The sequence below is a fragment of the Sphingomonas sp. genome (assembly GCF_965227385.1).
Lineage (GTDB): Bacteria > Pseudomonadota > Alphaproteobacteria > Sphingomonadales > Sphingomonadaceae > Sphingomonas.
Genome location: NZ_OZ245750.1, coordinates 780,136 through 799,484 on the forward strand (window position 1 = coordinate 780,136; position 19,349 = coordinate 799,484).

A 19,349-nucleotide genomic window follows, 5' to 3' on the forward strand; every position below is an offset into this window, starting at 1 on the left:
GCACCGGAAGCGTGCAGAGCCGCCACTTGCAGGCCAGCATGGACTGAAGGTCGATGCAAGCCGGGGCAACGTCGCAAAGCGGGCAGATATGGCAAGAAAATATTTCGGCACCGATGGAATTCGCGGCAAGACCAATGCCGGGCACATGACCGCGGCGATGGCGATGAAGGTCGGCATGGCCGCCGGAAAGCATTTCGTGCGCGGCGATCACCGGCACCGCGTGGTGATCGGCAAGGACACCCGCCTGTCCGGCTACATGATCGAAAATGCACTCGTCGCAGGATTCACCAGTGTCGGAATGGACGTCACCCTGGTCGGTCCGATGCCGACGCCGGCGGTGGCGATGCTCACCCATTCGATGCGCGCCGACCTTGGCGTCATGATCTCCGCCAGCCACAACCCCTATGCCGATAACGGGATCAAGCTGTTCGGCCCCGACGGCTACAAGCTGTCCGACGCGGATGAAGCGGCGATCGAGGCACTGATCGATGCCGATATCGATCTCGCGCCCTCGACCGACATCGGCCGCGTCCGCCGCGTCGACGACGTCAAGGGCCGCTACATCCACTTCGCGAAGGCAACCTTCCCCGAGGATCTCAGCCTCGACGGGCTGAAGGTCGTGGTCGATTGCGCCAACGGCGCCGCCTATCAGGTCGCACCTTCGGCGCTGTGGGAACTGGGCGCCGAAGTGGTCGCGATCGGCGTGACGCCCAATGGCAAGAACATCAACGACCAGGTCGGCTCCACCGCGCCGCTCACCTTGTGCGAAACCGTGGTCGGGTCCGGCGCGCATATCGGTATCGCGCTGGACGGCGACGCCGACCGGCTGATCGTAGCGGATGAACGCGGCCAGGTGATCGACGGCGATCAGCTGATGGCGACCATCGCCGGCGGCTGGGCACGCCAGGGCCGGCTCGCGGGCGGCGGGCTGGTCGCCACCGTCATGTCCAACCTCGGCCTCGAACGCCATCTCGCCGCGCAGGGCCTGGGCCTTATCCGCACCAAGGTCGGCGACCGCCACGTCCTCGAAAAGATGCGCGCCTCGGGCTATAATGTCGGCGGTGAACAGTCTGGTCACATCATCCTGTCCGACTATGCCACCACCGGCGACGGCCTGATCGCCGCGCTGCAGGTGCTCGCCGAAATCGTCCGCGCCGGTGCGCCCGCGAGCGAAGTGCTGCACCGCTTCGAACCGCTCCCGCAATTGCTGAAGAATGTCCGCTTCTCGGGCGGCAAACCGCTCGAACATACCGCCGTGCAGCAGGTCATCGCCGCCGCAGAGGCCGAACTGGCCGGCACCGGCCGCCTCGTCATCCGCCCGTCGGGCACCGAACCGGTGATCCGCGTGATGGCGGAGGGTGAGGATATGGCGCAGGTCGAGGCCGTGGTGGACCGCATCTGCGACGCGGTGCGCGCGGCGGCGGCGTGACCGCGACGGCCGATCCCATCGCCCCCGGCACCGTGCATGCGGTGTCGAGCGATGTCGCGGCGGCTCTGCGCGCGGATGCCGACCTGCTGGCGCGATGGGATGGCCTGACTCCGCTTGGGCGCAACGAATTTCTCTGCTGGGTGGAGGATGCGAAGCAGGCCGCGACCCGCGCGCGGCGCATCGAACGGATGGGCGAGGAACTGCGCGCGGGCAAGCGCCGCCCATGTTGCTGGGCGGGGTGCATCCATCGCACCGACAAGGCGCCGGGAAAATGGCAACAGGCGGTGCTGATCGACGGCAAGGCGCCAAAGCCGCAGTGATCGCCGATCCGCGGCCGGCCTTGCACGGGCGCCGCGCTGCCCTAAGCTGGGGCCATGCTCGAAATGCGCCCCGACTGCGAACGCTGTGGCACCGAACTCCCCGCCGATCAGGGCGGGGCGTTCATCTGCTCGTTCGAATGTACCTTCTGCGCCAACTGCGCGGATGACCTTGACGAGACCTGCCCGAATTGCGGCGGCGAACTGCTCGACCGCCCGGCGCGGGTCGGGGACGCGCTCAGGAAAAATCCGGCCAGCACCGCGCGGCGCTTCAGCGGCAACGACAATTGACCCGCATCGCCGTCGTCGGCACCGGCGCGGTCGGGGCGAGCATCGCCGCCTGGCTGATTGCCGCGCCGGAGCATGCCGTCACCCTCTGCGCGCGCACCCCGTTCGCCAGACTGCGGGTGGAGACGCCCGAGGGCGTGCTCGAAAGCACCCCGCGCCTCCTGACCGACCCCGCCAATGCCGCGCCCGTCGATTGGGTGCTGGTGGTAACCAAAACCTATGACGCCCCCGGCGCGCAGGCTTGGCTCGACCGGTTGGTCGGTCCCGACACGAATGTCGCGATCCTGCAGAACGGGGTCGAGCATCGCGACCGTTTCCCCGCCCTCGACCCCAGCCGGACCGTCCCCGTCATCGTCGACATCCCCGCCGAACGCCGCGCCCCCGGTGATGTGGTTCAGCGGCGCAACGGCAGCCTCACCGTCCCCGATGACGCCGCCGGTCGCGCTTTCGCGGCGCTGTTCGCGCACAGCCCGATCGACACGATCCTGACCGACGATTGGCTGACCGCAGCGTGGCGCAAGCTCGCGGTCAATTGCGCAGGCGCGGTCAACGCGCTCACGCTCCAGCCCGCCGGCATCGCCCGCGACGCCGAAGCGGCCGATCTGATGCGCGCACTGATCCGCGAATGCATCGCGGTGGGCCGCGCCGAGGGCGCCACGCTCCCCGACGACCTGCCCGACAGCATCGTCGACGGCTATCGCGCCGCCCCGGCGGACTCGATCAACTCGATCCATGCCGACCGCCTCGCCGGCCGCCCGACCGAAGCCGATGCCCGCAACGGCGTGATCGCGCGGCTGGGCGCGCGGCACGGCATCGACGCCCCGCTCAACCGCATGGCGGATGTGGTGCTGCGGAAGAATGGTCCCGACAACTAGAATGCGGAGCAATTCCTCCCCTGCCGCGCAGGGGAGGTTGCAGCGAAGCTAACGGAGGGGCCGCCCCGTAGCGGGCGGAATTTTCCCGAGAGGCTACCGGTCGTCGCGCGGACGGTGCTCCACCACCGCCTCCGGCGGCGGTCCCCCTCCCCTGAGACACGCTCAGGGGAGGAATCGCGACCCACCCTTTCCTACAGCCCCCCGCCTGTGTCATGGCTTGACCGCAATGTCCGCGACCACCCAACCTCGACCCGATCGGCCTGACTCCCGCGTCGCGCTTCGGTCGCGTTACTGTCCAGCGACGGTCGCTTCCCCGGCGCAAACCAGTCGCCCACCCGTTGTCAGCCTGTCGCGTCGGCGTTGCGCATCGGTCGCCCGGATGTCGCGCCGGTGTCGCGTCGGTGTCGCGTCACCGTCCCGAACCCGCCCCGTCGCAGTCGACTCCCCCCTACACACCCCCCTTTTCGTCAGCATCGTCCGGACAGTCGCGCCATGAGCATTCCCCGCATCCTCATCATCGCCGGCTCCGACTCCGGCGGCGGCGCGGGGATCCAGGCCGATATCCGCACCGTCACCATGCTCGGCGGCCATGCGACCACCGCGATCACCGCGATCACCGCGCAGAACACGCTCGGCGTCACCGCCATCCACCCGGTTCCGGTCGAGATCGTGCTGGCCCAGATCGACGCGGTGACCTCCGACATCGGCTGCGACGCGGTGAAGATCGGGATGATCGGATCGGCGGAGATCGCCCATGCCGTGGCCGACCGGCTGGAAGCGCTCGACTGCCCGATCGTGTTCGATCCCGTGATGATCGCGACCAGCGGATCGGTGCTTGCCGACCCCGAAACCATCGTCGCGTTCGAACGGCTGATGACGATCGCGTCGGTCGTGACCCCCAACCTCCCCGAACTCACCGCGCTCGGCGGGCGACAGGCGGTGCTGGCCTATGGCTGCCACCTCGCCGAAAAGGGCGGACACAAGGAGGGGCCGACGATCCTGGACCAGCTCTACGCCCCCAAGGACCGGCTGGTGATGGAGATCGAGGCAGAGCGGATCGATACCCCCGACACGCATGGCACCGGCTGCACCTTCGCCGCTGCGCTCGCCACCGGACTCGGCTCGGGCCTGTCGATCGGGGAGGCGTTCATTCAGGCGGTGCGCTTCGTCCGCCTCGCCATCCTCAATGCCCCCGGATTGGGCGAAGGCCATGGCCCGGTCGGCCATGCGCTCGGCATGGTGCCGTTCGACGTGGTCGATGGAGAGGGTGAGGACGACGATGCCTGACCTGACGTTCGAGCTCCGCCACGCCGTCCGCGGCCCGGTGGCCGGCGTGGACGAGGCCGGTCGCGGTCCGCTCGCCGGCCCGGTGGTTGCCGCCGCCGTGATCCTCGACCCCGCCTGCATCCCCGACGGCATCGACGATTCAAAGGCGCTGACCGCAGCCAAGCGCGCCGCCCTGTGCGAGGCGATCCTCGGCTGTGCCCGCGTCGGCATCGGCATCGCCAGTGTCGAGGAGATCGACCGGCTCAACATCCTGTGGGCAACGATGCTCGCAATGACCCGCGCCGTTGCCGCGCTCGACCTGTCCCCCGCCTATGTGCTGGTCGACGGCAATCGCTGCCCCGACTGGCCCCACGCCAGCGAGCCGGTGATCGGCGGCGACGCGCTCTGCCTGTCGATCGCCGCCGCATCGATCGTCGCGAAGCACCGCCGCGACTGCATCATGGCAGAACTGGATGCGCTCCACCCCGGCTATGGCTGGGCCAGCAACAAGGGCTACGCCGCCCGCGTGCATCAGGAAGCGCTGCGCACCCTAGGCCCCACCCCCCACCACCGCCGCAGCTTCGCCCCGGTGGCACAGGCGGAACTCAATTTCGGACCCGTGGTCCACGCTCTTTGACATAAGGGAAAAGGCCCGCCGCCGCACCTGAGTGCAACGACGGGCCTCCTTTCCTCCCCAGGAAATGGTGACGGCGTTTACGCCGCGAACTGATTCATCGTGTTGTGGACCCCGCCGGCCTTCAGCGCGGCCTCGCCAGCGAAATACTCCTTGTGGTCGTCACCAATGTCCGACCCGGACATGTTCTGGTGCTTCACACAGGCGATACCCTGCCGGATCTCCTGCCGCTGCACACCCTTGACGTAGCCGAGCATCCCCATCTCGCCGAAATACTCCCTGGCGAGATTGTCGGTCGACAGTGCCGCGGTGTGATAGGTCGGCAGGGTGATGAGGTGGTGGAAGATGCCGGCCCGCGCCGCCGCGTCCTTCTGGAAAGTGCGGATCTTCTCATCCGCCTCGTCCGCCAGTTCGGTGCCGTCATAGTCGACGCTCATCAGCTTGGCCCGGTCATAGGCTGACACGTCCCGACCCGCCTCCGCCCAGGCATCGAACACCTGCTGGCGGAAGTTCAGCGTCCAGTTGAAGCTCGGCGAATTATTGTAGACCAGCTTGGCGTTGGGCACGACCTCACGGATCCGGTCCACCATCGACGCGATCTGCTTGATATGGGGCTTCTCGGTCTCGATCCACAGCAGGTCGGCGCCATGCTGGAGGCTGGTGATGCAATCGAGCACGCAGCGATCCGCCCCGGTCCCCTCGCGGAACTGGAACAGGTTGCTGGGCAGCCGCTTCGGCTTCATCAGCTTGCCGCCGCGGTTGATGACGACATCGCCATTGACGCCCGACAGGTCGGTGACCTCCTCGCAATCGAGGAAGGCGTTATACTGGTCACCGAGATCGCCCGGCTCCTTCGAATAAGCGATCTGCTTGGTCAGCCCGGCGCCGAGCGAATCGGTCCGCGTGACGATGATCCCGTCATCGACGCCCAGTTCCATGAAGGCGTAGCGACAGGCGCGAACCTTCGCCAGGAAGTCCTCATGCGGCACCGTGACCTTGCCGTCCTGATGCCCGCACTGCTTCTCGTCGCTCACCTGATTCTCGATCTGGAGCGCACAGGCTCCGGCCTCGATCATCTTCTTGGCGAGCAGGTACGTCGCCTCGGCATTGCCGAAGCCCGCGTCGATATCGGCGATGATCGGCACGACATGCGTCTCGTAATTGTCGATCGCATTCTGGATCCGCGCCGCCTCGACTTCATTGCCGGCATCCCGCGCCGCATCGAGATCGCGGAACATCATCCCCAGTTCCCGGGCATCGGCCTGTTTGAGGAAGGTGTAGAGTTCCTCGATCAGGGCCGGGACGCTGGTCTTTTCATGCATCGACTGGTCGGGCAGCGGCCCGAAATCGCTGCGCAGCGCCGCGACCATCCAGCCGGAGAGATAGAGGTAGCGCCGCTTGGTGCTGCCGAAATGCTTCTTGATCGCGATCATCTTCTGCTGCGCGATGAAACCGTGCCAGCAGCCGAGCGACTGGGTGTAGGCTGCCGGATCGGCGTCATAGGCCGCCATGTCGCGGCGCATGATCCCGGCGGTGTAGCGCGCAATGTCGAGGCCAGTGCGGAACCGGTTCTGCAGCCGCATTCGCGCCACCGATTCGGCATCGATGCCATCCCAGCGGCCCTGCTGCGCGTCGATGGGCTTCGCCGCCCGGGCAATCTCGTCTTGGTAGGTCATTGCGTCACCTCGCTTGGATTGCGAGTGTGACTATTCACTTGTTTTGCGAATTTCCGACCAAATCGCCCGCCGAACCGGTCGCACAGTCGTGTAGCCGCACGAGAACGGTCGTCGTTTTGTAAATTTGTGACACCGCAACGGCGGCCGGAATCATCATCGGCGAGTCTTTTTTGCCACACCCCAAACCTAGTGCCTGTGGATAACTTCCAGACTCAACATGTGGATAAGTCCCGAAATGTTCCGGCAAGTTAACGGAATCCCAAGCCTTTTCGTTAACCAATGTTCGCTTGACGGAGTCCACCGTTCGTGGCGTTTCACCGGTTCAACGGGGTTTGGAGTGGTTAATGGGGGTCATCGAAAAGGTCGCTGAGGCGACGCAGGCAGCGGTCGAGGTGCGCACCCGCAGCTGGGTCGACGTGCTCCCGCTCGATTCGATCATCCAACAGGATTGTATCGAAGCGATGCGCGCCCTTCCCGCCGCGTCGGTCGACATGATCTTCGCCGACCCGCCCTACAATCTCCAGCTCGGCGGCGACCTCAACCGCCCCGACGGCAGCCATGTCGACGCCGTCACCGACGACTGGGATAAGTTCGATTCGCTGTCCGCCTATGACGCCTTCACCCGCGTCTGGCTGGCCGAGGCGCGCCGCGTGCTCAAGCCAAACGGCACGATCTGGGTGATCGGCAGCTATCACAACATCTTCAAGGTCGGATCGGCAATCCAGGATCTGGGCTTCTGGATCCTCAACGACATCATCTGGCGCAAGGCCAACCCGATGCCCAATTTCAAGGGCACGCGCTTCACCAATGCGCATGAGACGCTGATCTGGGCGTCGATGGGCGAGAAGTCGAAATATACCTTCAACTACCGCAGCATGAAGACGCTCAACGACGAGCTTCAGATGCGCAGCGACTGGGAATTCCCGATCTGCGGCGGGCAGGAGCGGCTCAAGAAGAACGGGACCAAGGTTCACCCGACCCAGAAGCCCGAGGCGCTGCTCTACCGCGTGATGCTCGCCTGCACCAAGCCGGGCGACATCATCCTCGACCCGTTCTTTGGCACCGGCACCACCGGTGCGGTGGCCAAGCGCCTGCGCCGTCACTGGATCGGGATCGAGCGCGAGGGGAATTATGTCGAAGCGGCGCAGGAGCGCATCGCCGCCGCGCTGCCGCTCGACGAGAGCGCCCTCACCACGATGATGGCCCCGCGTCAGGCACCGCGCGTCGCGTTCGGCACGCTGATCGAAACCGGCTATCTGAAGCCCGGCACCGTGCTGAGCGATGCCAAGCGCCGGTGGCGCGCAGTGGTGAAGGCCGACGGATCGCTGCTGACCGATTGCGGTGTGGCCGGGTCGATCCACAAGGTCGGCGCAACGCTGCAAGGGGCGCCGTCGTGCAATGGCTGGACCTTCTGGCACCATCAGGGGGCCGAGCGTCTTGAGCCCATCGATACGCTGCGCCAGACCTATCTGCTCGCGACGCAGCCCTGATCCGCGCTAGAGGGGGAGCATGACGATCTCCCCCGCCGCCCGCCTCTACCTCCGCCCCGTCGCGCCGGTCGACAGCCCGATCGGCTATGACGGACAGGTGGCCCGCCTCGCCGGAGGGCTCAGCTGGTTCGCGGCCTATGAGCTGATCGCGACCGAAGGCGGACGGCGCGTCGCGCAGCAGCTGGTCCCGGTCGAGCGCCTGCCCGGCCTGCTCACCCAGCTTCCCGACGCGCAGGCCGAACGCCTTCGCACCCTCGCCGCCGCCATCTCCGCGCCGCGTCCGGTGATCCGCGCGGGCGAGCGGACGCTGCGGCTCGATCAGCCCCTGGTCGCGGGCATTCTCAACGTTACACCCGACAGCTTCTCCGATGGCGGGAAGCATGGCGACGACCCCGAAGCGGTCGCCCAAGCCGGGTTCGACATGGGTCTGGCGGGCGCGTCGCTGGTCGACGTCGGCGGCGAATCGACTCGCCCCGGTGCCGAACCGGTGTGGGAAGGCGACGAGATCAAGCGCGTCGTTCCGGTGATCGAACGACTGGCCAGAGCCGGCGTGCCGGTGTCGATCGACACGCGCAAGGCATCGGTGATGGAGGCGGCGCTGGCCGCAGGGGCGCATATCGTCAACGACGTCGCCGCGCTTGCCTATGATCCACGCGCGATCGAAGTCGTCGCCAATGCCGGCTGCCCGGTGATCCTGATGCACTCGCCCGATCCGGCACAGTCACTCCATGGAGGCACCGGCTATCGCGACCCTCTGATCGACGTGTTCGACTGGCTGGAGGCGCGGGTCGCGGCGGTGATTGCGGGCGGCATCCAGCGCAGCAATATCGTGATCGATCCCGGCATCGGCTTTGGCAAATCGCTCGCCGACAATCTTGCGCTCATCAACGGCCTGACGCTGTTCCACGGGCTCGGCCTGCCGATCATGCTTGGCGCGAGCCGCAAGCGGATGATCGGCGCGCTGGACCACGAGGCACCGGTCGAGCGGCGACTTGGCGGATCGCTGGCGCTGGCGCTCAAGGGTGCGGACGCGGGATGCCAGCTGCTGCGCGTCCACGATGTGCCCGAGACGGTGCAGGCGGTGCGCATTTGGCGCGGGATGAAGGACCACGGGCTGGTCGGCCAGCAGCGTTAAGCAGGACTAGATCCAGCCTGTCTCGCGCAGCGCTGCCACCCGCTCACGCGACACCGGCGCGCGCAGGCCGTTGCTCAGCTCCAGCCGGACATTGCGCCCGTCGCGCTCGACCGCGGCGACCGCCGTTTGGGCGACCCACCAGCTGCGATGCACCTGCATCCCGGGAACCCCGGCAAGCTCACCAATCGCATCGCGCATCCGCATCAGGATGAGATCGCTGCCCACCGCGGTATGCGCGCGGACATAATGATCCTCCATCTCCAGCGCGATCAGCGTGGTTCCCAGATGCGGCGGAAGCCGGTCGAGAAACGGCGAACCCGGCATCGCCGCAGCGGAGGCCGGTTCGGGAGGGGAGTCCGGTGAACGCTCCTCCGCCGGCAACGGAGCGGCCGCCCCGCGCGGGCTGCGCAGGTACAGTAGAAACGTCACCGCGCCCCCGATCACCAGCACCTGCCCGTACCAGATCAGCGCGCGGTCGATACTTTCGGGCGGCCTGCATATGCCCGAGCAGCCCGTCGCCCAGACCAGCATTGTCATTGGCACCGTCGCGACCAGCGTCGCCACCAGCCACATCGGGCCGATCGGAAGCTGCAGCCGGTGTCCGAGCCAGCTCGCCGCCGCACCGATCGGGCGATAGATCAGATAGCCGGCGACGATCACCGGCACCCAGTAGAGCAGACGCCACCCGAAACTCGCGGCGAAGCTGCCGAACGGGCCGATCAGCGCCAGCACGACGCCGATCGCGACCATAACAGCAAGCTCGATCAGTATCTGACGCACCGTCGACATTGCTTTCCCTTTGCTCACCCCACGCCTCTTATCGCCGGTTCACGATGCGTGAACAGGCATTTGCGTCACCGTCCACGAAAGGCGCGCCCCGCTTACGCAACCGCGATTGCGATGCCAGCCCGGTCGGGCGAGGCCCTGTCTCGACAACCAGACGGAGCCTTTCATGCACGCCGCCATGACCAACCCCACCATCCATCGTCGCCCCCCGCAAGCCGGCGGCTTCGACCTTTCCCCGACCTGGCGCGCGCTGGTGGCGCTCAGCGGTGGCGCGATGACGCTTGCGATCGCGATCGCGCTGGCGCGGTGGACGCTGGGCCTGACCATCGACCATTACTCGGCGCGTCAGCTCGCCGTGATCGTCCATGTCGCGACGGTGATCCCGGCCGTGCCGCTGGGCCTTTACCTGATGCTGACTCGCAAGGGCGGCGCGCGGCACAAGCTGCTCGGTCGGATCTGGATCGCGCTGATGGTGACGACCGCGCTGGCCGCGCTCTTCATCCGCCACATGAATAACGGACAGTTCAGCTTCATCCACCTGTTCGTGCCGCTGACCCTGATCGGAGCATGGCAGACGGTTGCCAGCGCGCGCCGTGGCCAGCTGCGCAAGCACCGCAACCACCTGCTCGGCCTCTATCTGGGCGCGCTCATCATTCCGGGCATCTTCGCCTTTGCCGGCAACCGGCTGATGGGGGCGTGGCTGTTCGGCTAGTTTAATGGTCCCGGACGGGTGCGCTGGTCGACATAGGTGCGCTGGACGTTGAACGCGCTGACCCGACCGTCGCGAAAGCGGTCGCGGCGGCGCTCGGCCTCCGCACCGATCTTTTCGAGGCTTTCGACCAGATCGTCGAGGTTGCGGCGGCGTTCGACCGGGGTCGCGTCAGCGCATTCATCCATGCACGCGGCAACCAGATCGGGGACGCGGCGGCGGATCACATTGGCCCAATCGACCGCATCGGTCGCGAGCGGATCGGCGTCGGCAATGGCGAGCAGGCGCGCGCAGCTCGTGCGTGCCGCTGCAACCCGGCTCACCGCCCAATCTGCCTCGGTCGCCGTACGCGTCCACGCCGCCTCGAGCGGATCGGCGGGATCGACCGTACGGGCGCGCCGCAGCCGATAAGCATCGATCTTGCCGCGCAGCCGCCGGATCCCGAACCACGCGCCGATCGCCGCCGCACCGGCAGTGACCAGAATCACCGCGAACACCGCAAGGGCGAGAAACGCGGCAGCAAAGACCAGAAAACGCAGCATCACCCGACTATATGGGACGCCCGGCTCGCTTCGCCAGTGTCACAGCGTGTAGCCGCCGTCCGCCAGCAACGTCGTACCGGTGATCAGCGCCGATTGGTCGCCGAGCAGAAATGCGATCTGCTCCGCCACTTCCTCCGCCTTGGCATAGCGGCCCAATGGCGTCGCCATCGCGGCAAGTTCGGCGAAGGCGGCATCGCGACCGATCTGCGCGACACGATCGGCGAACATCGGCACTGCGTCCCACACGGGCGTCTCGACGCCGGCGGGCGCGATGGCGTTGACCCGGATGCCGTCCGCCGCGCCCTCCTTCGCCGCGACCCTGGCCAGATGGAGCAACGCCGCCTTGGAACAGCCATAGGCGGCGACGCCGGGCTCGGCCTTGATCCCCGCCGCCGACCCGGTCAGCACGATGCTGCCCCCGCGTGCCGTCATCGCCCGCATCGCCGCGCGCAGCGTCAGGAACGCGCCATCCAGATTGACCGACAGGATGCGCCGCCACTCTGCAAAGTCGAGCGCAGCAATTGCCCCCGCGCCCGCAACCCCGGCGTTGACCACGGCGTGATCGATCCCGGCGAGGTCGACGCCATCCCACAGCGCCGCGTCCGCGACATCGCCGACGACGCGATGACAGGTCGCGTCGACCTGCGCCTCCTCCAGCGCGGCCGCGTCGCAATCCACCAGGATGAGCCGCGCCGCACCCTCTGCCGCCAGCAGTTGCGCAATCGCCAGTCCGATGCCCGAAGCCGCGCCCGTTACGAGCGCGCAACGTCCTTCAAATCGTTCTGTCATCGCGCTAGCATAACGGCATCCGGCGGTTCGACGAAGCGCCCTTGCCCATGGAGACCAGCATGACCGCTTCTGCAAATCGCTATTCGGGCGGCGCGATCCTGCTCCACTGGCTGATCGCCGCATTGCTGCTCGCCAATGTCGTCATCGCCTTCACGATGGAGGATGTGCGCGGCCTGATGCCGCTGCACAAGTCGATCGGGATCACCGTGCTGTTGTTGACGCTGGTGCGGATCGGGTGGCGACTGACCCATGCTGCCCCGCCGCTGTCCGCAGCGCTGGCGCCATGGGAGCGGCTGGCCGCGCGCGTCACGCATGGCGGCTTCTACCTGCTGCTGCTGGTCATGCCCCTGCTCGGCTGGGCGGCGGCTTCATCGGGCTCGCGCGGCACCGGAGCGCTGTTCGGGGTGATCCCGTGGTTCGACCTGCCGATCGGCAAGTCGCACGATCTGCATGAAGCGATGGGCGAAGCGCATGAGCTTGCCGCCTATCTGACGATCGCGCTGATCGTCCTGCACGTCGCTGGCGCGCTCAAGCACCAGTTCGTTGACCGCGACGGCACCCTCGGCCGTATGCTGCCGGGCCGCTAAGACTCACGCCGCGTTCTGGTCGATCCCCAGCTCACCAAGCTTGCGGTAGAGGGTCGAACGACCGATGCCGAGCCGGCGGGCCACTTCGGTCATGCGACCGCGATAATGACCGATGGCGAGGCGAATGACGTCCGCTTCGATCTCTTCCAGCGCGCGTAGGTTTCCGTCAGGCTTGAACAGTGTCACCCCCGCCCCCTGCGCCGCGCCGCCATGCGATTGCGCGCCGGCAGGCGAGCGTCCGCCCGCCAGCTGCGCGATCTGCGGGAAATCGGCGCGGGTCAGCGCGTCGCCGTCGCACAGCACCGCCGCACGAAACAGCGCATTCTGCAGCTGCCGCACATTGCCCGGCCAGTCATAGCCGCCGAGCAACGTCAGCGCATCGTCGGTAATGCCCAACGGCCGCAGCCCCGGCTGTTCCGCGATCCGGGCCAGCAGGTGCCGCGCCAGCGGCGCGATGTCGCCGGCACGGTCGCGCAGCGGCGGGATCGTCACCTGCACGACGTTGAGCCGGTAATAGAGATCCTCGCGGAACCGCCCTTCCTCGACCTCGGTCAGCAATGTCTTGTTGGTCGCCGCAATCACGCGGACATCGACCTGCGATGCGTGGCGCGCACCGATCGGCTGGACCTCGCCCGACTGGACGACGCGCAGCAGCTTGACCTGCGCCTCCAGCGGCATTTCGCCAATTTCGTCCAGGAAGATGGTGCCGCCATCAGCCTCCTGGAACCGCCCGATCTTGCGTTCGAAGGCGCCGGTAAAGGCGCCCTTTTCGTGCCCGAACAGTTCGGATTCGACGAGGTTGGCGGGGATTGCACCGCAATTCACGCGCACGATCGACTTGGTGTGGCGCGGCGATGCGGCGTGGATCGCCTCGGCCACCACTTCCTTGCCGACCCCGCTCTCGCCCTCGATCAGCACCGGCACGCGCGCCCGCGCCGCCTTGGCCGCGATTGCGAGCGCGGCACGGAACTGCGGCGCCGACCCCACGATCTCGTCAAAGGCGAGATGCGCGGACATTTTTTCGGTCAGCGGGCGCAGCTCGCCCGCCACCTTGGCCCCGACCGCACAGTCCAGCGCGGCGAGCAGCCGTTCGGCGGCCAGCGGCTTCACTAGAAAATCGGTCGCACCTGCGCGCATCGCGCTGACGGCAGCCGCGACCGAGCCGTTGGCGGTCAGCAGCAGGATCGGGAGCATCGGTCGGTTGGCGCGCAGCTCGGCAATCAGCGACGCCGCGTCGAAATCGGGCGCCCAATGGTCAAGGATGATCGCATCGAGCGCCATGCCATCGGGCGTGCCCAGGGTAGCGACCGCCGTTTCATGATCGCTGGCAAAGATCGTGCGCCAACCCCGCCGCGCGGCAATCGCGGCGATCAGCCGGCGCTGCGCCGGTTCCTCGTCGATCAGCATCAGCTGGCGCTGTCCGTTGCGCGTCATGCTCGCCCCCAAAACCTGTCTCGGTTGTCCCTGTTTCGGTCACTTGCTTACGATGATCGGGTAAAGACGGGCTTAAGCCTGACTAAAGCGCAGAGGGGTTGAGGGTCGGGCGGCGGCTGTCTAAGACGAGCATCAGAACAGCGTTACGAGGGGAAGACGCATGGCCCAGAGCGGCGACATGAAGGCACATGAAGCGACCTATGGCGGGTTCATGCGCCTGTTGAAGGTCGGGACGATCGTCAGTGTGATCGTCACCGCGTTCGTCATCTGGCTGATCGCAGCCTGAGGTGAAGATCGCGGTCCTCAAGGAGACCGCCGCTGGAGAGCGGCGCGTCTCCGCGACGCCGGAAACCGTCAAGAAGTTCGTTTCGCTGGGCGCCACCGTCGCGGTCGAAAGCGGAGCGGGTGACACCGGTTTCCTAAACGATGCCTCCTTCGAAGCGGCGGGTGCGACCATCGGCTCGCGCGCCGATGTTCTGGCCGATGCCGACATCGTGCTGGGCGTGCAGGGTCCCGACCCCGCGACGCTGGCGGGGATCAAGCCGGGTGCCTGGCTGGCAGCGGGGCTGAACCCCTTCGGCGAGCGCGCCCGCGTCGATGCCTATGCGGCGCTGGGGATCGAGGCGCTGGCGATGGAGTTCATGCCGCGCATCACCCGTGCGCAGTCGATGGATATCCTCTCCTCGCAGTCGAACCTGGCGGGATACAAGGCGGTGCTCGACGCCGCGTCCGAATATGGCCGCGTCTTCCCGATGATGATGACCGCAGCGGGCACCGTGTCCGCCGCCAAGGTGTTCGTCATGGGTGTCGGCGTCGCCGGGCTTCAGGCGATCGCCACCGCCCGCCGCCTCGGCGCGCAGGTATCGGCGACCGACGTGCGCAGCGCGACCAAGGAGCAGATCCAGTCGCTCGGCGCCAAGCCGATCTTCGTCGAGAACGTCGCGGGGATCGAGGGCGAAGGCTCGGGCGGCTACGCCACCGAGATGAGCGACGAGTATAAGGCCGCGCAGGCCGAACTGGTTTCGTCGCACATCGCCAAGCAGGACATCGTCATCACCACCGCACTGATCCCGGGGCGTCCCGCGCCCCGGCTGATCAGCGACGCACAGATCGCGTCGATGCGTCCGGGCAGCGTCATCGTCGATCTCGCAGTCGAAGCCGGCGGCAATGTCGAGGGCGCGGTCGCGGGCGAGGTGGTGGAACGCCACGGCGTCAAGATCGTCGGCCACCGCAACACCACCTCGCGCCTGTCGAGCGACGCCTCGGCCCTGTTCGCGCGCAACCTCTACAACTTCCTCTCCGCCTTCTGGGACAAGGAAGCGGGGAAGCCGGTGCTGGACGAAGAGATCGGCGATGCGATCCGGCTGACCCAAGGCGGCAAGGTCGTGCATGCGAGGCTGCTCGGGTGAGCGCGATGCGGCTGCGGGCGCTGATCGTGCGCCACCGCTGGCCGCTGGCGCTCATCGTGGTGGTGAGCTTCGGCTATCAACTAGGCAAGGATGCGGCGATGCGTGAGAATGCGCGCGACCGCATCGAACGGGCGGGGAGCCTGATCTGATGGACTTCATCTCGATCCTGTCGATCTTCGTGCTGGCGTGTTTCGTCGGCTATTATGTCGTGTGGTCGGTGACCCCGGCGCTGCACACTCCGCTGATGGCGGTGACCAATGCGATTTCATCGGTGATCATCGTCGGCGCGCTGATCGCATCGGCCGCTGCCGGCAGCCCGACCGCCAAATGGCTGGGGCTGATCGCGGTGGCGCTGGCCAGCGTCAACATCTTCGGCGGGTTCGCCGTGACCGAGCGGATGCTCGCCATGTACAAAAAGAAGGGCTGAGCCGATGCATGAAGCTGCTCCGCTGAACCCCTGGGTTGCGCTCGCCTATCTGGTCGCGGGCGTGTGTTTCATCGTCGCGCTGCGCGGCCTGTCCTCGCCGGCGACCAGCCGTCGCGGCAACCGCTTCGGCATGGTCGGCATGCTGATCGCGGTCGTGACGACGCTCGTCACGCACGAGATAGCGTCGCTGCCCGAGATCATCGGCGCGATCGCCATCGGCGGCGGGTTCGGTTGGATCGTCGCGCGCAAGATCAAGATGACCGACATGCCGCAGCTGGTGGCGGGCTTTCACTCGCTCGTCGGCCTTGCCGCGGTGCTGGTCGGCGTCGCCGCCTATCTCAACCCCGAAGCGTTCGGCATCGTCTTCCCCGCCGGATCGCCCGACGCCGGCCTGATCCTGCCGGTCAGCCGGATCGAGCTGGGCCTGGGCGTTGCGATCGGTGCGATCACCTTCTCCGGATCGGTCATCGCCTTCCTCAAGCTCAACGGCAATATGGGCGGCGCGCCGATCATGCTGCCCGGGCGGCACGTCATCAACCTTGGCACGCTGGCCGCGATCCTCGGCCTCATCGCGTTCCTGACGGTCGAGCTGCGCGCGCCGGAATGGGTGTTCTGGACCGTGCTGGTCCTGTCCTTCGTCATCGGCTTCCTGCTGATCATCCCGATCGGCGGCGCGGACATGCCGGTGGTGGTGTCGATGCTCAACAGCTATTCGGGCTGGGCAGCGGCCGCGATGGGCTTCACGCTCGGCAACACCGCGATGATCATCACCGGCGCACTGGTCGGCAGCTCCGGCGCGATCCTGTCCTACATCATGTGCAAGGCGATGAACCGCAGCTTCATCAGCGTGATCGCGGGTGGCTTTGGTGGCGACAGCGGCGGCGGTGCTGCTGCGGCCAAGACCGACCGCCCGTGGAAGCGGGGCAGCGCCGAGGACGCCGCCTTCCTGATGCAACAGGCCGAGCAGGTCATCATCGTCCCCGGTTACGGCATGGCGGTGGCGCAGGCGCAGCATGTGCTGCGCGAAATGGGCGACAAGCTGAAAGAGCATGGCGTCCGCGTGAAATACGCGATCCACCCGGTCGCGGGGCGCATGCCCGGTCACATGAACGTGCTGCTCGCCGAAGCGAACGTCCCCTATGACGAGGTGTTCGAGCTGGAGGACATCAACAGCGAGTTCGCCCAGACCGACGTCGCCTTCATCATCGGCGCGAACGATGTGGTCAATCCGGCGGCGAAGACCGACAAATCCTCGCCCATCTACGGCATGCCGGTGTTCGACGTGAACAAGGCCAAGACGGTGCTGTTCATCAAGCGCAGCATGGGCGGGGTCGGCTATGCCGGCGTCGACAATGACGTGTTCTACCAGGACAACACCATGATGCTGCTGGCGGACGCGAAGAAGATGGTCGAGGAAATCGTCAAGTCGCTCGACTGACCGCGTTCCGGACCGCCCGCGCGTAATCGCTTGATCTGTACGCGCAACCGCGACAGCATCGCCCGGCAACCTAGGGGGGTGGGCGATGCTGAGCGTGGGGCGGATTCTGGAAGGCGCGTTCGGGCTGGTGCGCGAACGATTGGCGGCGGTGGCGATCTGGACCGCCATCTATCTCGCCGGCAACATCGCGCTGATGCTGTCGTTCGGCTCGATATTCGGGATCGCGACCAATCCCGCCACGGCAGCCGATCCGAGTGCGGTCATCGGCGTGATGATTCCGGTCTATCTGATCAGCTTCGTCATGGGTCTGGTCGGCATCATCCTCTACGCCGCCGCGATGCGCGCCGTGCTGCGGCCTGATGCGGGCGGCTTTGCCTATCTGCGGCTGGGGATGGACGAATTGCGGCTGCTGGGCCTTCTGATCCTGTTCAGCATCGTCGGTTTCGTGCTGATGGTCGGCTTCATGATCCTGCTCGGCCTGCTCGGCGTCGGTGCGGCAATGGGAAGCCAGTCGAGCGGTGGCACGGTCATCGTGATGATCGTCGGCATGATCGCGATGTTCACGGTCATGCTCTACTTCATCGTCCGTTTCTCCCTCGCCTTCCCCCTGACGCTCCACCGCGGCCGGATCACGCTGGGCGAAGCGTGGCGGCTGAGCCGGGGACGGTTCTGGACGCTTTTCGGGGCGGCAGTCGTGATCACGGTGCTGGTTTCCGTGCTCAATATGGCGGTCTCGCTCGTCACCATGGGTAGCTATATGTTCGATGTGATGGCCGCCGCAGGCAACCCGGAAGCTGCCGCCCGGGCCATGGAATCGCAGACGCGGTCCTTCGGACAACTCGGGCCGATGATGATCCTGTCTTCGCTGGGCGGCGCCATCGTCGCGGGGCTGTGGGTGGCGCTGAGCGGCGGCAGCATCGCCACTGCCGCCAAGCTTTTGCTCGCCGACGAGAACGAAGACGCCGAGGATGTGTTCGGCTGACCGCTTGCCATAGTGGATCCATTGTGGAGATAACGCGTGGCAGACCGGTTTAATTTGGAGCCGCCTTGTGCTGACGCGTCGCCCCGCCCCGCGATTACATCCGCAATGCAGCGCAAAGCGGAGGGATTGCGATGAATGACGCCATGCCGGTTGCCGGGCTTTCTGCCGACGCCGCCCGCGTCGTCATCGTAGCGCCGGCAGCGGCGCAGGAGCGCCATGACGCCGCTGTCACGGCAAGCGGCGCGCGCGTACTGGGGATGGTTGCGCCGGACGCGGTCGGGGCGGCGCTCGATACCCTGGTCGCTGCCGATCTGATCGTGATCGACGGTACCGGCGTCGACCCCGATCGGGTCGCGGCGAGCGCCGCACGGGTTGCCGACTGGACGCGTGACGGCGACTGCGGGATCGTCGCATTGCTCGACGCGCAGGCGCTCGATGTTGCCGCGCCGGTGTTGATGGATGCCGGTGCGACGCTGCTTTGCGATCCGGCGGCCGCGGACTATGCCGCGGCGCTGGCCCGCGCCCTGACCCCGCCCGGCGCGCGGCTGCACGATGCGACCCGCGAGCGCGAGGCCGAGCGGCTGCGCCTGCTCAATGAGGAGGTCGCGCGGCTCGCTGCCGTGCTGTCCGACTTCGCCGCCGATCCGGTCCGGCGCGAACTGCGCGAACCCGGCCGTGGCTATCGTTCCGAACCCAGCGGCGAACCCGATCCGACACCGCGCACCGTCCGTGCCGTGATCCGCGCCCGGCGATTGCGCGACCAGCATTTCACGCCCGAACTGTTCGCAGACCCCGCCTGGGACATGCTGCTCGACCTATATGCCGCGCGGCTGGAGCAGCAACGGGTATCGGTTTCGAGCCTGTGCATCGCCGCCTCGGTACCGCCCACCACGGCACTGCGCTGGATCGGCACGATGCACGATGCCGGGCTGTTCGAGCGCGAAGCCGATCCCGGCGACCGGCGTCGCGCGCACATCACCCTGTCAACGCGCGCAGCGGAGGCAATGCGCGGCTATTTCGCCGCGGCTGCACGGCTGGGGATGATGCCAATTTGAGGTGGTGAGCCCTGATGGATTCGAACCATCGACCTACTGATTAAAAGTCAGTTGCTCTACCGACTGAGCTAAGGGCCCCCG

The 19,349-nt window shown here is 66.9% G+C and carries 22 protein-coding genes and 1 tRNA gene; 17 read left to right on the plus strand and 6 right to left on the minus strand.

Going from position 1 to position 19,349, the window contains the following annotated elements:
• Positions 1-88 precede the first annotated feature (88 nt).
• From glmM to ACO05N_RS03685, 6 genes are all read left to right on the plus strand, one after another.
• Entirely contained in the window at positions 89-1,429 is a 1,341-nt protein-coding gene (gene glmM / locus ACO05N_RS03660; protein WP_422058699.1) for a phosphoglucosamine mutase, read from the plus strand.
• Entirely contained in the window at positions 1,426-1,749 is a 324-nt protein-coding gene (locus ACO05N_RS03665; protein ID WP_422055832.1) for a YdeI/OmpD-associated family protein, read from the plus strand. The genes glmM and ACO05N_RS03665 overlap by 4 nt, the downstream gene beginning before the upstream one ends.
• A 54-nt stretch (positions 1,750-1,803) precedes the next feature.
• The gene (locus ACO05N_RS03670; protein ID WP_422055833.1) at positions 1,804-2,037 is read left to right on the plus strand and encodes a DUF1272 domain-containing protein; all 234 of its coding nucleotides are present in this window, start codon (positions 1,804-1,806) and stop codon (positions 2,035-2,037) included.
• The gene (locus tag ACO05N_RS03675; protein WP_422055834.1) at positions 2,034-2,909 is read left to right on the plus strand and encodes a 2-dehydropantoate 2-reductase; all 876 of its coding nucleotides are present in this window, start codon (positions 2,034-2,036) and stop codon (positions 2,907-2,909) included. The genes ACO05N_RS03670 and ACO05N_RS03675 overlap by 4 nt, the downstream gene beginning before the upstream one ends.
• A gap of 492 nt (positions 2,910-3,401) precedes the next feature.
• On the plus strand, positions 3,402-4,196 hold the full coding sequence (gene thiD, locus ACO05N_RS03680) for a bifunctional hydroxymethylpyrimidine kinase/phosphomethylpyrimidine kinase (RefSeq protein ID WP_422055835.1): 795 nt from the start codon (positions 3,402-3,404) through the stop codon (positions 4,194-4,196).
• Positions 4,189-4,812 carry a ribonuclease HII gene (locus ACO05N_RS03685; RefSeq protein WP_422055836.1) on the plus strand — a complete coding sequence of 208 codons (624 nt, stop codon included), beginning with the start codon at positions 4,189-4,191 and terminating at the stop codon, positions 4,810-4,812. The genes thiD and ACO05N_RS03685 overlap by 8 nt, the downstream gene beginning before the upstream one ends.
• A 77-nt stretch (positions 4,813-4,889) precedes the next feature.
• On the opposite strand, the gene ACO05N_RS03690 is transcribed toward ACO05N_RS03685, so the two are convergent.
• Complete coding sequence (locus ACO05N_RS03690; RefSeq protein WP_422055837.1) at positions 4,890-6,485, minus strand: isocitrate lyase; 1,596 nt, start codon at positions 6,483-6,485, stop codon at positions 4,890-4,892.
• Between the two features lie 344 nt (positions 6,486-6,829).
• Between ACO05N_RS03690 and ACO05N_RS03695 the strand changes: the two genes are divergently transcribed.
• Together ACO05N_RS03695 and folP are read left to right on the plus strand one after the other, a co-directional pair.
• Entirely contained in the window at positions 6,830-7,975 is a 1,146-nt protein-coding gene (locus ACO05N_RS03695) for a site-specific DNA-methyltransferase (protein ID WP_422055838.1), read from the plus strand.
• Positions 7,976-7,994: 19 nt separating this feature from the next.
• Positions 7,995-9,110 (plus strand): dihydropteroate synthase, encoded by a 1,116-nt coding sequence (gene folP, locus ACO05N_RS03700; RefSeq protein ID WP_422055839.1) that lies wholly within the window; start codon positions 7,995-7,997, stop codon positions 9,108-9,110.
• A 6-nt stretch (positions 9,111-9,116) separates the two neighbouring features.
• Here folP and ACO05N_RS03705 read toward each other — a convergent pair whose 3' ends face one another.
• Entirely contained in the window at positions 9,117-9,899 is a 783-nt protein-coding gene (locus tag ACO05N_RS03705) for a LytTR family DNA-binding domain-containing protein (RefSeq protein ID WP_422055840.1), read from the minus strand.
• 175 nt (positions 9,900-10,074) lie between these two features.
• On the opposite strand from ACO05N_RS03705, the gene ACO05N_RS03710 reads away from it, so the two are divergent.
• On the plus strand, positions 10,075-10,608 hold the full coding sequence (locus ACO05N_RS03710; protein WP_422055841.1) for a DUF2306 domain-containing protein: 534 nt from the start codon (positions 10,075-10,077) through the stop codon (positions 10,606-10,608).
• On the opposite strand, the gene ACO05N_RS03715 is transcribed toward ACO05N_RS03710, so the two are convergent.
• The gene (locus ACO05N_RS03715; RefSeq protein ID WP_422055842.1) at positions 10,605-11,147 is read right to left on the minus strand and encodes a hypothetical protein; all 543 of its coding nucleotides are present in this window, start codon (positions 11,145-11,147) and stop codon (positions 10,605-10,607) included. The genes ACO05N_RS03710 and ACO05N_RS03715 overlap by 4 nt on opposite strands.
• Positions 11,148-11,186: 39 nt before the next feature.
• Positions 11,187-11,936: an SDR family NAD(P)-dependent oxidoreductase gene (locus ACO05N_RS03720; RefSeq protein WP_422055843.1), complete on the minus strand. Its 750-nt coding sequence runs from the start codon at positions 11,934-11,936 to the stop codon at positions 11,187-11,189.
• Positions 11,937-11,995: 59 nt separating this feature from the next.
• Between ACO05N_RS03720 and ACO05N_RS03725 the strand changes: the two genes are divergently transcribed.
• Entirely contained in the window at positions 11,996-12,523 is a 528-nt protein-coding gene (locus ACO05N_RS03725; RefSeq protein ID WP_422055844.1) for a cytochrome b, read from the plus strand.
• Positions 12,524-12,526: 3 nt separating this feature from the next.
• Here the strand turns inward: ACO05N_RS03725 and ACO05N_RS03730 are convergent, their stop codons facing one another.
• Positions 12,527-13,957: a sigma-54-dependent transcriptional regulator gene (locus tag ACO05N_RS03730; protein ID WP_422055845.1), complete on the minus strand. Its 1,431-nt coding sequence runs from the start codon at positions 13,955-13,957 to the stop codon at positions 12,527-12,529.
• A gap of 160 nt (positions 13,958-14,117) precedes the next feature.
• Here ACO05N_RS03730 and ACO05N_RS03735 point away from each other — a divergent pair, with 160 nt between their 5' ends.
• The 7 genes from ACO05N_RS03735 (at position 14,118) to ACO05N_RS03765 (ending at position 19,268) form a co-directional block, all read left to right on the plus strand.
• Positions 14,118-14,243: an aa3-type cytochrome c oxidase subunit IV gene (locus ACO05N_RS03735; protein WP_422055846.1), complete on the plus strand. Its 126-nt coding sequence runs from the start codon at positions 14,118-14,120 to the stop codon at positions 14,241-14,243.
• A 1-nt stretch (position 14,244) separates the two neighbouring features.
• Positions 14,245-15,366, plus strand: a complete 1,122-nt coding sequence (locus ACO05N_RS03740) for an NAD(P) transhydrogenase subunit alpha (protein WP_422055847.1) — start codon at positions 14,245-14,247, stop codon at positions 15,364-15,366.
• On the plus strand, positions 15,363-15,515 hold the full coding sequence (locus tag ACO05N_RS03745; RefSeq protein WP_422055848.1) for a hypothetical protein: 153 nt from the start codon (positions 15,363-15,365) through the stop codon (positions 15,513-15,515). Before ACO05N_RS03740 ends, ACO05N_RS03745 begins: the two co-directional genes overlap by 4 nt.
• Entirely contained in the window at positions 15,515-15,793 is a 279-nt protein-coding gene (locus ACO05N_RS03750) for an NAD(P) transhydrogenase subunit alpha (protein WP_066579070.1), read from the plus strand. Before ACO05N_RS03745 ends, ACO05N_RS03750 begins: the two co-directional genes overlap by 1 nt.
• Positions 15,794-15,797: 4 nt before the next feature.
• Entirely contained in the window at positions 15,798-17,231 is a 1,434-nt protein-coding gene (locus tag ACO05N_RS03755) for an NAD(P)(+) transhydrogenase (Re/Si-specific) subunit beta (RefSeq protein WP_422055849.1), read from the plus strand.
• Between the two features lie 85 nt (positions 17,232-17,316).
• Positions 17,317-18,213 (plus strand): hypothetical protein, encoded by an 897-nt coding sequence (locus ACO05N_RS03760; protein ID WP_422055850.1) that lies wholly within the window; start codon positions 17,317-17,319, stop codon positions 18,211-18,213.
• 131 nt (positions 18,214-18,344) lie between these two features.
• Positions 18,345-19,268: a hypothetical protein gene (locus ACO05N_RS03765; protein ID WP_422055851.1), complete on the plus strand. Its 924-nt coding sequence runs from the start codon at positions 18,345-18,347 to the stop codon at positions 19,266-19,268.
• Between the two features lie 2 nt (positions 19,269-19,270).
• Here ACO05N_RS03765 and ACO05N_RS03770 read toward each other — a convergent pair.
• Positions 19,271-19,346 (minus strand) — tRNA-Lys (locus ACO05N_RS03770).
• Positions 19,347-19,349 lie beyond the last annotated feature (3 nt).